Source organism: Candidatus Hydrogenedentota bacterium (genome assembly GCA_013359265.1).
GTDB lineage: Bacteria > Hydrogenedentota > Hydrogenedentia > Hydrogenedentales > SLHB01 > JABWCD01.
Genome location: JABWCD010000002.1, coordinates 99,635 through 117,233, shown reverse-complemented (window position 1 = coordinate 117,233; position 17,599 = coordinate 99,635). Strand labels below are relative to the sequence as shown.

Sequence of the window (17,599 nt, the reverse complement as noted above, 5' to 3'; positions counted from 1 at the left end):
TCCGAGCCGTATTCGGTTGCGTTGGGGCGAGGCTTCGTCCGAGCCGTATTTGGTTGGGGTGGGGCGAGGCTTCGTCCGAGCCGTGTTCGGTTAGGGTGGGGCGAGGCTTCGTCCGAGCCGTATTCGCCTGACATGGCCCTGCAATGGTCGCGCCACAATGCCGCAACCGCTATAATCGCGCCCATGCTGTCACGCGCTGTCATTTTCGGCCTGGTCGCCTTTACCGTGCTCGCGTCCGTTGCGCGCGCCGAAGGCCCGAGCTTCGAAAAGGACTTCCAACCCCTCGTCGCAAAATACTGCATGCCCTGCCACGACGCGGAGACGATCAAAGGCGATCTCGATCTCGAACGCTTCAAGTCGGACGACGAAGTCGTCGATTCCATCGCCATTTGGCAGCGCATCGCGAAACGTCTCGAAAGCAAGGAAATGCCCCCGCGCAAGGCGCCGCAACCCACGGACGAAGAACGCCAAAAATGGCTCGCGTGGATCGCCGAGTTAAAGCCCAACACCGTCGACTGCGATCAACTCGCCAGTGAAGAGACCGCAAGCTGGTATCCCGGCTACGTTATGAGCCGCCGTCTCAACCGCGCGGAATACCAAAACACGCTCCGCGACCTGCTGCACATCGATCTCGACGTCGCGCACCTCTTCCCCGCCGACGGTGCGGGCGGCGAAGGATTCGACAACAACGGCAGTTCGCTCTTCCTCTCCGCGATCCAGATCGAAAAATACCTCGAAGCCGCCGACCTCGCCGTCGAAACGGCGATCCCCGCGAAACGCGGACTGAAACTCGTCGCCAACGAAGAAGAAAAACCGTCGAGCAAACTCATCACCGCGGTCCCGAACCGCAGACTCCCCGCACGCGACGCCGCCCGTATCGTCTTGAACGATTTCGCGCAACGCGCCTGGCGCCGCCCAGTCGATGACGCGGAAGTGGACCGCCTCCTCGAAGCTTTCGACGAGGCCTACAAACGCCGCGAAGGCTACGAAGGCTCGCTGAAATTCGCGTTCAAGGCCGCGCTCGTCTCCCCGCACTTCCTCTTCCTCGCCGAACCCGAACCGCCCGAACCCGGCAATTACGAACTCGGCGACTACCCGCTCGCCGCGCGCCTCTCCTATTTCCTGTGGGCGTCCATGCCCGACGACGAACTGTTCGTCCTCGCCATGCACGGCGAACTCCGCAACACCGAAACGCTCCAGAAACAAATCACGCGCATGCTCCGCGATCCGAAGGCCAAGGCCCTCGGCGAACAGTTCGCGCTCCAATGGATGGGGATCACGCAGCTCGGCGAAACGACCAAACCCGATGCCGCGCGTTTCCCGGAATTCGACGAAGCCCTCGCCAAAACCTTGCAGGCGGAGGCGGCAGCCTTCTTCAATTACATCGTCGCCGAAGACCGCAGCCTCCTCGAACTCATCGACGCGCGCTACACCTTCGCCAACGACAAGCTCGCTGCCATCTACGGCCTCGAAAACGTCACCGGCCCCGAACTGCGCAAGGTCGACCTCGCCGACGAAAACCGCGGCGGCGTCATGAGCATGCCCGCCGTCCTCACCATGACCTCGCATCCCCTGCGCACCAGCCCCGTTCTGCGCGGCAAGTGGGTGCTCGAATCGCTTTTGGGCGACCGCGTTCCGCCCCCGCCGCCGAACGTGGCCCAATTGCCGGAGGACGACGTCCAACCCGACGGCCTCACCTTCCGCCAACGCATGGAGGCCCACCGCAAGAACCCGGACTGCGCTTCCTGCCACCAGCGCATGGACCCCATCGGGTTCGGCCTCGAGAATTTCGACCCCATTGGCCGCTGGCGCACGGAACAGGCGGGCCAGCCGCTGGACGCCTCGGGCGAACTGCCCGACGGCCGCAGATTCAACGGCCCTAAAGAGTTAAAAGATATCGTGCTTGCCCAGAAGGGGCAATTCGCCGGCAACCTCTCCCGCAAACTGACTGGCTACGCCTTTGGTCGCCCCCTGAACCAATACGACGACTGCGTAATCAAAGCCTGCGCCGAGGCCCTCCAAGACTCCGACTACAGGCCCTCCGCCCTTATCACCAAAATAGTCTTGAGTTACCCCTTCCGGCACCGGTACTCTGGGGGGCACGAGGTAGTGACCGAAAAGTCATGAAGGTTTCAACAACAAAGGTTCTAGGCGTCACGGAGATTGCCGTCGGTGCGATATGGGTTTGGAAGGCTCTGATCCAACCGATGTTCAAAAGCATTGTGGAAGGCAATCTCGGCATATTCGACTTCACCATGCTTCCTTTTCTTTCTTCCCCCGGATTCTTTGCGATTTGTGTTGGCTACGGACTTTTTCGCCATGCAGACCTTAACAGCGTGACACGTTCCATCGGAATCCTATTTGTATTTGCCGCTCTATTCATTGCGGTTTCGGTCGGGGCTTGGTTCCAACAACCGTCCGAAATCGCATCTGCCACTATCGTCGTTTTGACCATTTCAGTCTTCGTTATGCTTCCGATCTACGTGTGGTTATCGAAACGCGTGCTAAAGAATTTGGGGATTGTCACTGAAGGACTTCATAATTTTTTTGGTAAACCATCGGCTTTTTTGCTCGCCCTGCTTGTATGGAGCTTTTCCCGAGAAGTCGTAGAGTTTCTCATCCCGGACCGCACAGTAAGTGGGGATTTCAATTGGTGGCATGGGGCCGCCGTGATCGCAGCAATCTTTTTGGCCTTTATGTTCTATGACGTATTCTTAAAAGTCGTCGGAATTGAAAATCGGCTTCCTAAACATTTCAATGGGCAAACACACGCATGAGCCCTAAGAAATGGCAAATCTCCCGTCGTACCATGCTGCGCGGCATGGGCGCGGCGATTGCCTTGCCGTTGTTAGATGCGATGGTCCCGTCGCAAGGCTACGCAGTGAAGTCATGAAGATGTCGAAGGCCCAAATAGTCGGTGTAGTCGCAATATTAATCGGGGCGTGGTGGTCCTTTGCGACACTGGTCATGCCAATGGTCACGGATATCAACAAAGATTTGGCGATTTCCGCTGCGAATGCCTTGGTATTGATGCCGATATTAGCGGCGCCTGGCTTGATGGCCTTCGTATATGGGTTCAAAGTACTACGACATCCCATCAACACAAATATCACGCGAGCGATCGGATCGACATTATTTGTAGTGACCGTTTTAACAATCGTGCTTGTCGATGATTATTTTGAATCCTTGGTGGGTACAGAGGTGAGCACAGAAATTCTGATATTAATAGCCACAAGTTTGAGCATTCAGACCTACATACTTGTGGCGACAAAGGTCCGCCGCAGCGCATGTATTCCCATTGACGGACTTACTGGGCTTTTTAGCATGCCCTTCCTGTTCTTCGTGGCCGTTATTGTATGGGTTTCAACATTCTTAATTATTGGAGAAATTGTGCCACAACGCGCTGGCGGCCATGGAACATATCTTGAAACTGCGATTATCGTCGCGCAGGTAATCGCCTCGCTTATCATTCCCGCCCTTATTTTTTGGAAACTTGGCAGATCATCCGGTCATTTTAAGAAGCCATACATACCTTCGGAATTACATCACACATGAGCAGTAAGAAATGGCAAATCGCACGCCGTACGATGCTACGCGGCATGGGCGCAGCGATTGCCTTGCCGTTGTTGGATGCGATGGTCCCGTCGCGGGCGTACGCTGCGAAGAAAGCGGCGAAGGCGCCGGTGCGCATGGCGTGCATGTATTTTCCGAACGGCGCGTGGATGGACACCTGGATTCCGAAGGCAACCGGCGCAGACTACGAGTTGCCCTACGCCCTCGGCCGCTCCCTGACCCAATACGACGACTGCGTCATCAAATCCTGCGTCAAGGCCCTCAAGGACTCCGACTACAAACCCTCCGCCCTCATCACCCAAATAGTCTTGAGTTACCCCTTCCGCCACCGCTACAGTGGCGGTCACGAGGAAAAGACGGCGAAGTCAGCGTCATGAAATTGTCAAAACCACAAATCATGGGAATTGTAGCAACCCTCGCGGGTGCGCTGTGGACATTCGTATTTGTCGTTACGCCTTTGTATTCCTTTGTCATGCGTCCTGAACTGGACGCCATTTTAGCACTATACATGATGCTTGGACCGGGGTGGCTGGGTATTCTTTCTCTGTACTACGGCTTTAAGGTCTATCGGAACATTGACAATACGACCATTACACGGTCGATCGGGTTTGTGCTTTTGCTTCTTGCACTCTGCGCGGCGATTCAAATTAATGCATATCGGAGATCGTATTTTGGCGAAGGTAACGGCAGCCTGTCTGTGCTGCTTGCGGTTTCCGGCTTGGCAATTGTCGTTTACGTAGTCATTGCGAACAATATCCGTCGTAGCGTTGGCATCCAAGTCAAAAGTTTGGAAGGACTTTTTACCAAGAAGTTCCTGGTTGTCTTCTGCGTACAGTTGTTCTTTGGAACCAGCGAACTCATTCAACTGTGTCTACCGGCAAAATTAAGGCTAGACGTGGATGTGGATCGGTACGTGGTCGCACTCTATATGGGATTTGGACAGGTACTGCCATTTGTAATTGCGTACAAAGTTTACCGTTACATGCTTACGAAAGCAGGCCTTGCGGAGAACACCTTCGAATCAGTGGAAGTTAAACACGCATGAGCCCTAAGAAGTGGCAGATTTCCCGGCGGACGATGCTGCGCGGCATGGGCGCGGCGATTGCCTTGCCGTTGCTGGACGCGATGGTCCCGTCCCGTGCGTATGCCGCGAAGAAAGCGGCCAAGGCGCCGGTCCGCATGGCGTGCATGTACTTTCCGAACGGCGCGTGGATGGACACCTGGATTCCGAAGACGACCGGCGTGGACTTTGAACTGCCTTACGCGCTCGAACCGCTGGCCGATTTCAAAACCGCGCTCAACATTTTTTCCGGCCTCGACAAGGCGCAGAGCAAGGAAGGCGACGGCCACTACGCGAAGACCGCGAATTTCCTCACCGGTCTGAAAGTCGCCAAGACGACCGGCAAAGACATCAGCGTCGGCGGTATTTCGATGGACCAACTCGCCGCGTCACACATCGGCCACAACACGCCGCTGCCCTCGCTCGAACTCGGCATCGACCCCGTCATTTCCGGCATCGACAGCAACGTCGGCTTCACGCGCCTGTACGGCTCGTACATTTCGTGGCGTTCGGCGACCGTGCCCGTCGCGAAAGAGATCAATCCGCGCTTCGTCTATGAACGCCTTTTCGGCAGCAGCGGTACGAACAACAAACGCCAGGCGAAGGAATACCGCAGCCTGCTCGACATGGCCCTCGAAGACGCCAACGCCCTCCGCGGCAAGCTCGGCCGCGACGATCAAATCAAACTCGACGAATACCTCGAATCCGTTCGCGCCGTCGAGAAACGCATCGAGTTCGGACTGAACAAGAAGCGCAGCGACTGGCAACCGAACAAAGACGTAACGATTCCCGAACCGCCCGACGCGAAACCGCCCGCGGACTTCCGCGAACATGTCACCCTCATGCTCGACCTCATGGTGCTCGCGTTCCAGACCGACTCGACCCGCGTCCAGTCCTTCATGTTCGCCAACGACGTCTCCGGCCGGAACTTCTCGTTCCTCCCCGGCGTCTCCGGCGGCCATCACGACATGTCGCACCACGAGAACAAGGAAGAGAAGATCACGCAGTACCGCGAGATCAACCGTTGGCACTGCGCCCAACTCGCGTACCTCCTCGGCAAACTACGCGACGTGAAAGAAGGCGAAGGCACCCTGCTCGACAACAGCATGATCCTCTTCGGCTCGAGCATTTCCGACGGCAATCGCCACGATCCGAACAACCTGCCCATCGTTGTAGCCGGCGGCGCGGGCGGCGCGTTCAAGACCGGCCGGCACATCGCCGCCGAAAAAGGCACGCCCCTCTGTAACCTCTACCTCACCATGCTCGGCGCCATGGGCGTCCCTGCCGATTCCTTCGGCGACAGCACCGGCACAATCAAGGACGTGGTGGTCGCGTAAGCTTTCCAAGCGAATAGCGGTCCTTTGTCTCGACTAAGAACTTCTAACAATAATGACGTTTTTGCGTTTACCCCCAAGGGGTTTCGGCGCGCAGCCCAAGGTTGACCCGCCGAAGTCGCTCCGACGTAGGCGGGGCTACCCTGGGTACCAACCACCCCCCATTGGGGAATGTATCTGAAGGGGTTCCCGCGCGCGTGTGCGAACACTGCGGCGAGGCTGTCTTCGCTCGCGAGGTTACCGAACAAATCCGGCGAATGGTCCAAGGCGAAGGCCGTCCCGTCAAGACCGTTTCAATGGATGTGTTCGCTTTATCGTGTCGCAGCGGGGCCGGCTGCGCCCCCGTCCGCTGACTAAAGCAATTTGAGATTCTACGTAGCTGCATTTTCGTGCTCGTGCTTCGTGCTACCCCGAAAATGCACCATTCGTCCCGCGCGCCCAAGGCGCAACGCAACCCTAGCCAGGGGCATCGCCCCTGGAAATTGTCCACGCCCCCATCGCCGCGCGCTGAAAGCGCTCTGCTCAAGTTTTCATAATCTCTGGGAGATCTCTGTTCATGACGACTCGTAATCGTAATCGTACACTCGATTTGCGCCGAGACCTACGGCACATTCCGGCTACGACGTTTCCTGAATTGCTCTGAATTGAATCCAGGAGCCGAGGGCCGCTCGTTCCAATTCTCACGTACTACACCTCTACTCAATAGCGGGCGCGCCGATTCAAGCACGGCTCCGCCACGGGCAGAACGACCCAGTCGACTTGTCTTCCTTCCGCGGAACCCGGAACCCGATACCCGGAACCCGGCAACGCCCGGCGTGTTGCGACATTAAGCCGCAGCGCAATGGCCTGCCTTCGATGAGATTGAGACGTACTTCCCCGCCCAACTCGAATCAAAATTGGTATTTATCGAAGAATCTGTCAGTCCAATACGGGTCGTTTCGCACGGCGCACCTCTCGCCCGCACTATCCGACAACCAAACTCGGCCCAATCCGCGCGCACGACCCTCGTTTCCAGTTCCGCTCTATCCTCCCGCTTCCCCCGTGCCCCCCGTGTCCCCGTGGTTGTACCCATAGTGCAACACGCTGGGCTAATCAGTAGGACAACTTGCCATGAGAACACCTCACCCGCGAGCCGCCACCCACGGAGGTCGCAAGGCATCGTCGTGCTTCCCGACTTCCTCGACTCCAAACTCCCTCGCTACTCGCGGCCCGGCGACCTGTGCCGCCCAGGCACTCTGCGTCCCGGCACACCCCCGGGGGTATCGAACGGGAGGCGGCCATGAAACCTGGACTTACGACGATTCCGGCCCCCTACCCCCCCTTGAACCGTCAGAATCACAACGCCACACCCCCCACCCCCGCGTGGTCACCGACGGGCGTCGCAAGGCATTGTCTCGCTTCCTGACTTGCTCGGAGCCGGTTCGGTACACTGTGCGGCGCGGTTGCGGAGACCGCGTGTCGAGGCGGATGAAGGGGACCAGATTGAGCGCGCTCGATTACACGCTATTACTGCTCACGGTAGGAATTCTTCTGCTTGCGGCGCGCGCGGCCGGCGAGTTGGCGGACCGGTTTGGCCAGCCGGCAGTGCTCGGCGAGATTGCCGCGGGAATCGCGCTGGGTCCGACGGCCCTCGGCCGGTTCGCGCCGGACGCGGCGGCGACATTGTTTCCGGCGGCGGGCCCGCGGGTCGTCGTGCTCGATGGCCTCTTCCTCCTTGCGATTGTGCTGTTCATGCTGGTCGCGGGGATGGAAGTCGATCTCTCGACCGTATGGCGGCAGGGGCGCGCGGCGGCGGCCGTTGGCATCGCGGGAACGACGTTGCCGTTTGCATTTGGTTTCGTCGCGGCCTGGCTTGCACCCAACCTCCTGGGGTTCGACGGCGATTCGTCGCCCTACATTTTCGCGCTGTTCTTCGCGACGGCCCTTTCCATCTCGGCGTTGCCGGTCATCGCAAAAACCCTGATGGACCTTGGCCTGTATTACACCGACCTCGGCATGATCGTTATCTCGGCGGCCATCGTGAGCGACGTAGCGGGCTGGATGCTGTTCGCCGTCATTCTGGGAATGATGGACATCGAATCCGCCCATGCCGGCGGCATTGCGTTCACGATTGCATTGGTTATCGGTTTCGCGGCGACGATGCTGACGGTGGTGCGCTGGGCGATTCATCGCGCGCTGCCGTGGGTGCAGGCGCACACCAGTTTTCCCGGCGGCGTGCTCGGCCTTGCGCTCGCGTTGGCGCTGTGCAGCGCGGCGTTCACGGAATGGGCGGGCGTCCATGCTATCTTCGGCGCATTCCTCGCAGGCGTGGCCATTGGCGATTCGTCCCACCTGCGCAATCACACCCGCACGATCATCCGGCAGTTCGTGTCGTTCTTTTTCGCGCCGCTGTTCTTCGCGTCGATCGGACTGAAGGTGGACTTCGCCGCCCACTTCGATCTTGGGCTCGTGCTGATTGTGATTGTGCTGGCGTGCATCGGGAAGGTGCTGGCATGCGGCGGCGCGGGCATCCTGGCGGGCATGCCGAAGCGCGAGTCGTGGGCCGTGGCGTTTGCGCTGAACGCGCGCGGCGCAATGGAAATCATCCTCGGGTTGCTCGCCCTGCGGTACGGCGTGATCAGCGAGCGATTGTTCGTCGCGCTCGTCGTAATGGCGCTCGTCACGTCGGTCATGAGCGGCGTCTGGATTCCCGCTGTGCTAAAGCGGGCGAAGAGGCGAAAGATCGAGGACTTTCTTTCCGCCAAGACCTACATGCGCGAATTGCGCGCAACCGATCCGCGGGGCGCGATCCGCGAACTATCCGAGAGCGTCGCGCAGGCGGTCGGCCTCGAGCCCGCTGCGCTGTCGCTCGCCGCGTCGGACCGCGAATTCATCGCGTCCACCGCGTTGGGAAACGGCGTAGCCGTGCCGCACGCACGCGTCGCGGGTGCGAAAGCGTTCTGCGTGGGCGTGGGAATCTCCCCGGTGGGGATCGATTTCAACGCGCCGGACGGCAAGCCCGCGCACGTGTTGTTCCTGCTGGCGTCTCCCGCGCACGACGACGGCGCGCAACTCGAGATTCTCGCGGATGTGGCGGATCGGTTCTCCGATCCGGCATTCTATGAAAAGGTAGCGGCGGCGGGCTCGTATACGGAGTTCCTTGCCGTGTTGCGCACTCGCGGGAATTGAGCACGGCAGGGTGCAGCGTGGGAGTAGCGCGATGGACAAGCATGTTGCCAAGACCGCAAAAACGCTCCTGAAAAACGTGGGAAAACACGCCAAGCGCGTGTTCATGGGGCGCGAATCGATCCGCGACGCCGTGGACGGCATCTCGGACGACGCGGACCGGTTGAAGCGCGTCGCAAAAGGGTCAAAAGCGCCGGGCGACCACAGGCGCGCCGCGCAGTATGTCGAGAAAGGCCGCCGCGCATACAACGAAAAGGATTTCGCGCGAGCGGAGGAGTACTTCCACCAGGCAATCGTCGAAGACCCGAACTACGCGCTCGCGTACACCTATCTCGGATCGACGTACTACCAAATGCAGCGGCTCACCGATGCACAGGGCATGTGGGCCAAGGCCATCGCCATCGATCCCGGCTCCGACGCCGCTGCCAAGGCGCAACAGCGCCTGCGCCGAGTCCAGCACCGCAAAGAGCAAGTTATCGCCGATATCGAACGCAGCATCCGGGGAGAGTAGCCCGTCGTGCGATCGCCCCTTCCAGTCAGCCCCTTTCGTTTCTCTCTCACAACCGAGGTCCTTTTTGGCGGGAACACGTTCGCGACGGCCGGCGATCAAGTTAGGCGCTTCGGATCGCGGCCGTTGATCGTGACGGGGAAGAGATCGGCGCGCGCGGCCGGGATTCTGGACCGCGCGATGGAACAAATGCCGAACGCAATCGTGTTCGATGCGATTGACGAGAACCCGGACACCACAGTCTGCGAGCAGTGCGCCGCGGCGTGCCGGGAACACGACCGCGACGTCGTGCTCGCGATCGGCGGCGGCAGTCCGATGGATGCGGCAAAGGCCATCGCCGTGATGGCGCGAAACGACGCGCCATGCGCGCATTACTTCGGCGCGGACAAGTATGGCAAGAGTCCGCTGCCCGTCGTCGCGGTCCCGACAACAGCGGGTACGGGCAGCGAGGTCACGCCATACGCGGTGTTGATCGATCCCGAGCAGCGCGCGAAACGCACGATTTCGGGCGCGGCCTTGTTTCCGCGCGCGGCGATTCTCGACCCCGAGTTGACACGCACCATGCCGCGTCACGTGACCGTTGCGACAGGCCTCGATGCATTGAGCCAGTGCATGGAAGGAATCGTCTCGAGGAAATCGACGCCCATTGGCGACGCGATCGCGTTGCAGGGGATTCGCCGCGTGTGCGAGTTCCTGCCGCGCGCGGCAAACGATGGCGGCGACATGGAAGCGCGCACGGAGATGATGTGCGCGGCGCTGCTGTCCGGCATCATTGTCGCGCAGAGCGGCACAACGTTGGTGCACGGCATGGGGTACAGTTACACGATCGAGTGCGGCATTGCGCATGGGCTGGCGAATGCGTTGCTGCTCGCGCCGCTGTTCGCGCACAACGCGCGGATAGCGCCCGACCGCGTCGCGACCATCGCGGAGGCCATGGGCGGCGATGCAACCAAGCCGGGGCCGTCCGTCGTTCGCGCTTTGTACGGGCTAATGGCGCAGCTTGGCGTTTCGCCGGCCGCCTGCGATCACGGCGTTACACAGGCGCAGATCGAAACCTTTGCAGCGGAGATCGCGAAAGACCCCTACCGCTTCCGCAACCAGATCGGCGAGCTGAATCGGGACGACGTGATGCGGTTCTACTCCCAATCGTTGGTCGGGTCGGCCGACGGCGCCGCGTGATCGCGTCCGTCAAAACGACAATGACATGAGAAACGTCACCGAGACTGCGTCCTCGCTGCCCGTGCCGCCCATGAACCGGTTCGCATACTCGTCGAGAAACACGCCGTCGTCAAACGCCCCTCCCACGAAGTAATAACACAGTTGCATCGCGAAGGTGAGGTCTTCCGAGTACGCGTACTCCGGCGCGAGCATGATCTCGACGCCAAGGTCGTCATCGCCTTCCTTCGTCCAGAAGGACAGTGCGGGCGCGGTAGGAATGCGGAAGTCTCCGAGCTGTACATAGTGCGGCACGTCGAATGGCTCGACGACGCGGTAATTCATCGCGTCGAGACTGACGGAGAGTTTTTCGGTAAGCGCCACTTCGACACCCGCGCGCAGCAGCCAATAGTTGCTCAACGCCGAATAATCGAAGTAGTGCGTGCCACGATACGACGAGAACAGGCGATTGAACGCGACGCTCGCCTCGGGGCGCGCGAAGGGGTTCAGAAAGTCCGCGAAACTGCGGTCTCGCCGATCGTCCGCGCCGAAGTAGGCGCCGGCAACGAACACCCGCGGCTGCAACGCAACGTCGAATGTGTATCCAAACTCGAATATTCCGGCAAACGTATCGTACCGCGCGTCGTCGTCGCCGTAGAGTTGGCCCGGAAAACGAAACTGCGCCCCCAACGCGTCCGCCTCGCCCCACTGGTATGCGGCTTCGGCGTAATAGTCGAACCCGTTCCACTCGCCCGCAATGCGCATGCCGGCGGTATGAAGTGTCGTCGGATCGTAGTCGTCAAGACCGGCGATATGTTCGAGGCGTTCGATTGGCGCGACGAAGTTCGTGTCGTTGATGCTTCGCGCGTCGCGCAGGAACATGTAATACGCATCGACCTCGACATTCGGCCCGATATCCCATGACGCATACGCGCCGTAGAAGTCCGTGTCGCCATCCTCTTCGTTGATTCCGCTTTCGCCCAGTTTCGCCGCCCAGAGATCGACCGTCAGCGGACCGTGATTCAGGGTGAGGCGAACGGCGTCAAACGAAACCTCGATAAACGGATCGGGGTCGGAGTTCGTGCCCACGAGCCATTCGTTTCCGAACGCCAATGTCTGCCGGCCAATACGAAGGCGCGCGGGAAACCCGAACAACTCGTCGGCTTCGATGTAGGCCTGAAAGATTTCCGGGTCCCCCGGGATTGACGTCGCGCGGCGAGCGGTGCCGGTCACATAATCCGATCGAAAGTCCTCTCCCCAGTTCCATACGCTGTCGAGTTCGACGAACGCAGAAACGTTGTCCGTAAAATCGGCGCGAACGTTGAGTTTTGTTCGCTGCTCGACGAACCCGGTGTTGTTTCCGTGACCGTCGTTGTCCACGTACACCACCGTTCCGTTCGGGCCGATTGCGCGGCCTGGCAGGAAGAAATCGGGCCAGACCGCGCGATTCCGATCGGCGAAGAACTCGGAGTAGTACGCGCCATAAACTTCGATCGACCCGCCCACGTCTACGTTTTGCAGTTCGGCTTCGGCCATGGACGAGGCCGCGGCAACGAAGATACAGGCGCACCACTGGCGCGGCCGTATGGCACAAAAATTCGGACAAGTCATTGAAGCACCCCTTGCATGGATGTAGCCACGGCTACAGCGCCGACAGTGTAGCCATGGCTACGAAGCCTTGTCAAGGCATCCGGCAGAGACGCGATTTGCGGGCTAGCGGGTTCCTTTCGAGCGGGCGATTTTGCGGAAGCGCGCCATGGTGGCGTCGCTCACGTGGTGCTCGATGCCCTCGGCATCCTCCGCGGCGACGCGTTCTGGCACGCCGATGGCGAGCAGAAACCGGTAGACGGTCTCGTGCCGTTCCTTGCTGCGACGCGCGAGCGCGCGGCCCGACGCGGTCAATTGGATTGGCGCCTGCGGTCTCAGTTGGACGAGTCCGGACTTGCGGAGACGATTGAGGATTTTCACAACGGTAACGTGGGTAACGCCAAAGTGCTCCGCCAGATGCACGACGCGGCAGACGCCACGCTCCTCGAGGAGTGTGGCTATCGCCTCGACATAGTCTTCCGCCGTTTCTGCCGCATGGTCATTTCGCGTACGGCGATGACCTTTTGCAGAACTGTCTCTATCCACCGTCGTCTCCAGTACCCTGTGTCCCCCATTCTAGCATGAAGGCCCGTAACCCGTTTCAAGTCAACGGTCTGCCGACGGATACGCAGTTGCTCGGAGTAGCGGAGACAGGCGCGGCAAGTAAACTATTGACAAAACTATAATTCCTTGCTAAATTCTTCACAACGCCGTATATTCGTACAACATAAAACCATAAACTCAAATAGCACTACAAAATATGGTATCCCAGTCCTCAGGTCATGCCTCCCTGATCGGCTCGGGCTTCGGTGGATACGAAGTCCAGGCCCTGATCGGTCGTGGCGCCATGGGAACAGTCTATCTAGCCCGGGACGTGGCGCTTGGGCGGCCGGTGGCGCTGAAGGTGCTTTTGGGCAGTTTGGCGCGCAACCCGGTCATGGTGCGCGGATTCTACCGCGAGGCGCAAGCCGCCGCCCCGCTCCGCCATCCGGGAATCGTTCGCGTGTACACCGCCGGCATAGAAGGCGGCACCCCGTTTATTGCCATGGAATACGTTCCCGGCGAGCCGCTGGATCGGTTCCTGCGCCGAAAGGGTCAGGTCTCGTGGCAGGCGGCGCTGTACGTGGGGTTGCAGGTGGCCGAGGCGCTCCAGTGCGCGCACGACGCCGGAATCATTCACCGCGACATCAAACCCGCAAACATTCTACTGGACCGGCAGGGCCGCGTGCGGCTCACGGACTTTGGGATCGCGCGCGTCTGCACGGTTGAACAGGAAGGCGGCGAACCGAAGATCATCGGCACACCGCAGTACATGAGTCCGGAACAGTGCGCGGGCGACGGCGTAACCCACAGCACCGATCTCTATTCGCTGGGCGTGACGATGTACCAGATGATCTCAGGCGGCATGCCGTTCAAGGCGGACTCCCCGCAGGCACTGATTCGACTGATCGCGTCCGAACCCGCGCCTCGGTTGAACCGAATACTGTCCGACGTGCCCGATGACGTGGCGCGGCTGGTGGCGCACTTGTTGGAAAAGGAACCCGAGCAACGCCCCGCAAGCGCGCGCGAGGTGTGCGAGACTATTGAACGGTTGCGCCTCGAAGACGGCGGCCGCTCGGCAATTCCACAGGCGCTTGCCGCGTACGTCCGTGAGCAGGCCCAGGACTCGCCGTTGCGCGCGCTCACGCCGCCGCCGTCGAGAGACAGGGCCAAGCCAACGCAAACGGATGCGCCAAAGCGCTCCGGCGCGCGCCGCCGTTGGCTCTTGGGCGCAACTTTCGCGGCGCTCGCCATTTCGTGCGCAACGCTCGCATCCGCATGGTTTGCGCTGGGCCGTCCCGCGAACACCATGCCCGCGCCGGTGCTTCAGGCGTGTACGTTCGCCGAGCAACCGGATGGAAGCGTGCTTGCAACCCTGCCGGCAACGGCTTACCGCGCGGCGCGTATCGGTTGGGCGGGGAGCGAACACGTGCTGTTGGTCGAGGCGATTGGGCAACCATCGACATTGGCGCACGGCGCGACGGGCATCCTCGCAATACGTCCGGGCGAGAAGGAGTGCATCAATGTCGCCTCGCCCGCGGGCGCAACGCTAGCCGCCGGCGCGGCCATGGCCGAAGCCGCTCCGCTCGCCTTGGCGAGTTCCGTCCGAAGCGCGAACACCGCGCCTGCGGTCGTATTGGCGCAGCGCACGGCGGCAGACGCCTCGACGTACACCGGACTGCTCTTCCTGCAGCGCTGGAACGAGGCTGCGCCCGCATTGAATCCCGCGGCGGCACTCGAAATGGCGCTCGATTCCGGTACCGAACTGGCTACGGACGCGCCCCTGCGAATCCAGGGCGTGTTGCGCCCCGACGGCGGCGCGGTGTGTACCGTCGTCGAACGTGGCGATGGCGCGAACCAACTCGTCGAACAACGGGTCTATGGCACTTCACAATCTACGATAATCGTATCGAGCGGCGCACGCATCGTCCCTGATTCCGTGCAATACACACCCTCGGGCGACCACGTTGTCTATATTCGCAAGGACCAGTGGGGCAAGCAGGAACTTTGGATTACACCCGCCAACGGCGCCAAGGGAACGTTGCTCGCGGTCGGTTATTTTGTGGGCGAGACGGCGATTCATCCCTCCGGCGATCGCATCGCCGTGACGTGGAGCGCATCGCTCGGTCAAACGCCCGAACTCAGCATACTCTCGCTTGCCGGCGGTTCGACGCTGCAGGAATTGGGCGACGCGACGGTCGGGCACGACGCGTGGTTGCCCGACGGCAGCGGAATTGTCGTGGCGTGGCGTGGACCGAACGGCCTGCGCCAATTGTGCGTCGTGGACGTCGCCTCACGGCAAACGCGCGCATTGACCGCACTCGCTTTGGGTGTTGGGAACGCGACGGCCGTTTCGGCTGACGGCGCATGGGCCGCGGGCATCGCGGAGGGGCGTGATGGCGTCGGTGTCGTATTCGTCGATCTTGCGCGTACGCCACGCGATCGCGTGGCCCTGCAATCGGCGCCTGCTACAAACGATGAAGGGGCCGCGTAATGCGTAACGCCGGCGGCGCGCTGCCATCCCGACATGTCCTCGGCAACTACGAACTCTTCGAGGAGATTGGGCGCGGCGGCATGGGGATCGTCTATCGCGCGCTCGACTTGTCGCTTGACCGCATCGTGGCGATCAAGATTCTTCGCGACGACTTGCGCGCGCACCAATCGATCGTCACGCGGTTCAGCCGCGAGGCGCAGGCCGCGGCGCGGCTCGATCATCCGAACATTGTGCAGATTTATTCCGTCGGCGCGGTGGACCGCACGCCGTACATCGCGATGGAATTTGTCGATGCGCTGCCGTTGAGCGCGGTGATGCAACGCGAACACCGCCTCGAGTGGAAGGCGGCGCTCACGATTGCGCGGCAAATCGCCGAGGCGCTCGCGTGCGCGCACGACTCCCACGTCATTCACCGCGACGTAAAGCCGCCGAACATCCTGCTCGACGATCACCATCGCGCGTACGTCACCGATTTTGGCATCGCAAAGATACTGACGCTTGACGACAACTTGACGGTAGACGGCACGCGCCTGGGCACGCCGCACTACATGGCGCCCGAACGCTGCAAGAACGGCGAAGTGACCGCGGCGAGCGATATCTACTCGCTCGGCGTGATGATGTTCCAGATGCTCACCGGTCGATTGCCGTACGAAGCGTCATCGCCCGTGGAGATGGTCCAGCGCATCATTTCCGAGCCGCCCGCACGCGTGCGGCAGTATGTCGAAGAAGTCCCCGAAGACATCGAGCGCCTCGTTGCGTGGCTCATGGAATTGAACCCGCGGCACCGCCCGAAAGACGGACACACGGTGTGTAACGCGATCGACCGCGTGCAGGCAGGGCAGCCGCTCGACGCGAACGAGCCGCGAACAATTGTCGCGATCGACGAGTTTCGCAAACATCTCGCCGCGGATACGGCATCGAATAAGACTACGGTATCCGACGTCACGCGCGTTTCCCGAATGCGGCGCGCAATTGCCGCCGCGGTTTCGATCATTGCGCTGACGGTATTCGGCGTGACGGCCTGGCGGGCGGCGCAGCCGGCGGCGCCGGCATCGAACGCAGGCAATCCCGCAGCGTGGTTTTCCGCTTCCGAACTCGCGACATTTGGCGACGAAGGCGAAAACGTAACCATGTCGGAATTGCAGTTGCCAGGATACGCACTGCTTTCGCTGTCGCCGGCGGGCGCGGACGGCAGCGTCGCCGCGCTCGTCGAACAACACGGTGCAAGCGGCAAGCGCGTGTTGTGCGTCGTATCGCCAAACACAAAGACGGCCAGTGTGCGGTTCGTTTCGACTCCATCGGCGCGATTCGAGATGCTCGCTACCGTTGGCGCGATGAGCGGATCGATTTTCGACGGTCACGGCCTCGTCGGCACGGCTGGCGGCGTGTCGCTCGTGTCGTTGCGCGAACCGTCGCAACCCATCGTTGTCTCGAATACCGCGGAAAGCGTGTCCGTCGCGGGCATGCACCCGAGCGGCGCGCAGTGGGCCGCACCCGTGATCGACAGCGCCGGTAGCGCGTCCCTGTCCGTTGCGGCCCTCGCGAACGGGCGAATCGAAGCGTCGCAAATTGTTCCGCCGGGTCCTCGCATCGTCCACATCCAGTATTCGCGCGACGGTCAGCAAATCGCCTACGTGCGCGAAACCGGCGCGGGCCTATTTGCTCTGTACGTCGTGCCCGTTGGGGGCGCCGTGACGGAGCCTGTTCCGATTCGCACCGGGCGTATTTCACTTGCGCCGGGGGCGTTCAACGCGGACGCGTCGGCCATTCTAATCTGCGTCGAACGCGACGACGGCAGTCCCGCAGTCGAAGTTGTATCGACCGGCGATGCGGGCAGCACTGCAGAGTTCGCGCGCGCCTTGCGCGGCGCGTGGGAGCCACGCAGCGGCGACGTGGTGATGAGCGCGCCAGACAGCAAAGGGGAAGTCCAACTCTACCGCGCAAGTCTGGATGCGACGGACCACCGCACGCAGCTTACCTTCCTCGACGGCGGCACAGACCGCGCGCTGCTCGTGTCGCCCGACGGACAGTCGGCGACCACGTTCGCCGCCGCGACGCCGAAACCGAGCGTGCTGTTTGCCAGCCTTGCGCAGTAGCGCGCCCGGGAGAGGGACTGAAATTACGCAGGGGACGTAACGCGGCTCGTGGCCGCAACCAGCGAGTTGGATCTATCAATTTCAGAT

General features: G+C 61.1%; 14 protein-coding genes. 12 read left to right on the top strand and 2 right to left on the bottom strand.

Features of this window, described 5'->3' with window-relative positions:
• Nucleotides 1-183: 183 nt before the first annotated feature.
• The 10 genes from HUU46_01620 (at nt 184) to HUU46_01575 (ending at nt 10,819) form a co-directional block, all read left to right on the top strand.
• Nucleotides 184-2,127 (top strand): DUF1592 domain-containing protein, encoded by a 1,944-nt coding sequence (locus HUU46_01620; protein ID NUM52318.1) that lies wholly within the window; start codon nt 184-186, stop codon nt 2,125-2,127.
• Nucleotides 2,124-2,777: a hypothetical protein gene (locus HUU46_01615; GenBank protein ID NUM52317.1), complete on the top strand. Its 654-nt coding sequence runs from the start codon at nt 2,124-2,126 to the stop codon at nt 2,775-2,777. Before HUU46_01620 ends, HUU46_01615 begins: the two co-directional genes overlap by 4 nt.
• Nucleotides 2,778-2,889: 112 nt before the next feature.
• The gene (locus HUU46_01610) at nt 2,890-3,555 is read left to right on the top strand and encodes a hypothetical protein (protein ID NUM52316.1); all 666 of its coding nucleotides are present in this window, start codon (nt 2,890-2,892) and stop codon (nt 3,553-3,555) included.
• A complete protein-coding gene (locus tag HUU46_01605) occupies nt 3,552-3,950 on the top strand; it encodes a DUF1585 domain-containing protein (GenBank protein ID NUM52315.1) in 399 nt (132 codons plus the stop codon). The genes HUU46_01610 and HUU46_01605 overlap by 4 nt, the downstream gene beginning before the upstream one ends.
• On the top strand, nt 3,947-4,618 hold the full coding sequence (locus HUU46_01600; GenBank protein NUM52314.1) for a hypothetical protein: 672 nt from the start codon (nt 3,947-3,949) through the stop codon (nt 4,616-4,618). Before HUU46_01605 ends, HUU46_01600 begins: the two co-directional genes overlap by 4 nt.
• Nucleotides 4,615-5,970 carry a DUF1552 domain-containing protein gene (locus HUU46_01595; protein ID NUM52313.1) on the top strand — a complete coding sequence of 452 codons (1,356 nt, stop codon included), beginning with the start codon at nt 4,615-4,617 and terminating at the stop codon, nt 5,968-5,970. Before HUU46_01600 ends, HUU46_01595 begins: the two co-directional genes overlap by 4 nt.
• 194 nt (nt 5,971-6,164) lie before the next feature.
• A complete protein-coding gene (locus HUU46_01590; GenBank protein ID NUM52312.1) occupies nt 6,165-6,320 on the top strand; it encodes a hypothetical protein in 156 nt (51 codons plus the stop codon).
• Nucleotides 6,321-7,434: 1,114 nt separating this feature from the next.
• Entirely contained in the window at nt 7,435-9,135 is a 1,701-nt protein-coding gene (locus HUU46_01585) for a cation:proton antiporter (protein ID NUM52311.1), read from the top strand.
• Nucleotides 9,136-9,166: 31 nt separating this feature from the next.
• On the top strand, nt 9,167-9,643 hold the full coding sequence (locus HUU46_01580) for a tetratricopeptide repeat protein (GenBank protein ID NUM52310.1): 477 nt from the start codon (nt 9,167-9,169) through the stop codon (nt 9,641-9,643).
• 6 nt (nt 9,644-9,649) lie between these two features.
• On the top strand, nt 9,650-10,819 hold the full coding sequence (locus tag HUU46_01575; GenBank protein ID NUM52309.1) for an iron-containing alcohol dehydrogenase: 1,170 nt from the start codon (nt 9,650-9,652) through the stop codon (nt 10,817-10,819).
• A gap of 9 nt (nt 10,820-10,828) precedes the next feature.
• Here HUU46_01575 and HUU46_01570 read toward each other — a convergent pair whose 3' ends face one another.
• Nucleotides 10,829-12,406, bottom strand: a complete 1,578-nt coding sequence (locus tag HUU46_01570) for an alginate export family protein (protein ID NUM52308.1) — start codon at nt 12,404-12,406, stop codon at nt 10,829-10,831.
• A gap of 102 nt (nt 12,407-12,508) precedes the next feature.
• A complete protein-coding gene (gene mntR, locus HUU46_01565) occupies nt 12,509-12,928 on the bottom strand; it encodes a manganese-binding transcriptional regulator MntR (protein ID NUM52307.1) in 420 nt (139 codons plus the stop codon).
• A gap of 301 nt (nt 12,929-13,229) precedes the next feature.
• Between mntR and HUU46_01560 the strand changes: the two genes are divergently transcribed.
• The gene (locus HUU46_01560; protein ID NUM52306.1) at nt 13,230-15,416 is read left to right on the top strand and encodes a serine/threonine-protein kinase; all 2,187 of its coding nucleotides are present in this window, start codon (nt 13,230-13,232) and stop codon (nt 15,414-15,416) included.
• A complete protein-coding gene (locus tag HUU46_01555; GenBank protein NUM52305.1) occupies nt 15,416-17,512 on the top strand; it encodes a protein kinase in 2,097 nt (698 codons plus the stop codon). Before HUU46_01560 ends, HUU46_01555 begins: the two co-directional genes overlap by 1 nt.
• Nucleotides 17,513-17,599: the final 87 nt, after the last annotated feature.

Bases quoted from the DNA above. Each gene is read 5' to 3' on its own strand.
- HUU46_01595 (NUM52313.1), top strand. From the start codon at position 4,615: ATGAGCCCTAAGAAGTGGCAGATTTCCCGGCGGACGATGCTGCGCGGC.
- HUU46_01605 (NUM52315.1), top strand. From the start codon at position 3,552: ATGAGCAGTAAGAAATGGCAAATCGCACGCCGTACGATGCTACGCGGC.
- HUU46_01555 (NUM52305.1), top strand. From the start codon at position 15,416: ATGCGTAACGCCGGCGGCGCGCTGCCATCCCGACATGTCCTCGGCAAC.
- HUU46_01615 (NUM52317.1), top strand. From the start codon at position 2,124: ATGAAGGTTTCAACAACAAAGGTTCTAGGCGTCACGGAGATTGCCGTC.
- HUU46_01620 (NUM52318.1), top strand. From the start codon at position 184: ATGCTGTCACGCGCTGTCATTTTCGGCCTGGTCGCCTTTACCGTGCTC.
- HUU46_01585 (NUM52311.1), top strand. From the start codon at position 7,435: ATGAAGGGGACCAGATTGAGCGCGCTCGATTACACGCTATTACTGCTC.
- HUU46_01580 (NUM52310.1), top strand. From the start codon at position 9,167: ATGGACAAGCATGTTGCCAAGACCGCAAAAACGCTCCTGAAAAACGTG.
- HUU46_01600 (NUM52314.1), top strand. From the start codon at position 3,947: ATGAAATTGTCAAAACCACAAATCATGGGAATTGTAGCAACCCTCGCG.
- HUU46_01610 (NUM52316.1), top strand. From the start codon at position 2,890: ATGAAGATGTCGAAGGCCCAAATAGTCGGTGTAGTCGCAATATTAATC.
- HUU46_01570 (NUM52308.1), bottom strand. From the start codon at position 12,406: ATGACTTGTCCGAATTTTTGTGCCATACGGCCGCGCCAGTGGTGCGCC.
- HUU46_01560 (NUM52306.1), top strand. From the start codon at position 13,230: ATGGGAACAGTCTATCTAGCCCGGGACGTGGCGCTTGGGCGGCCGGTG.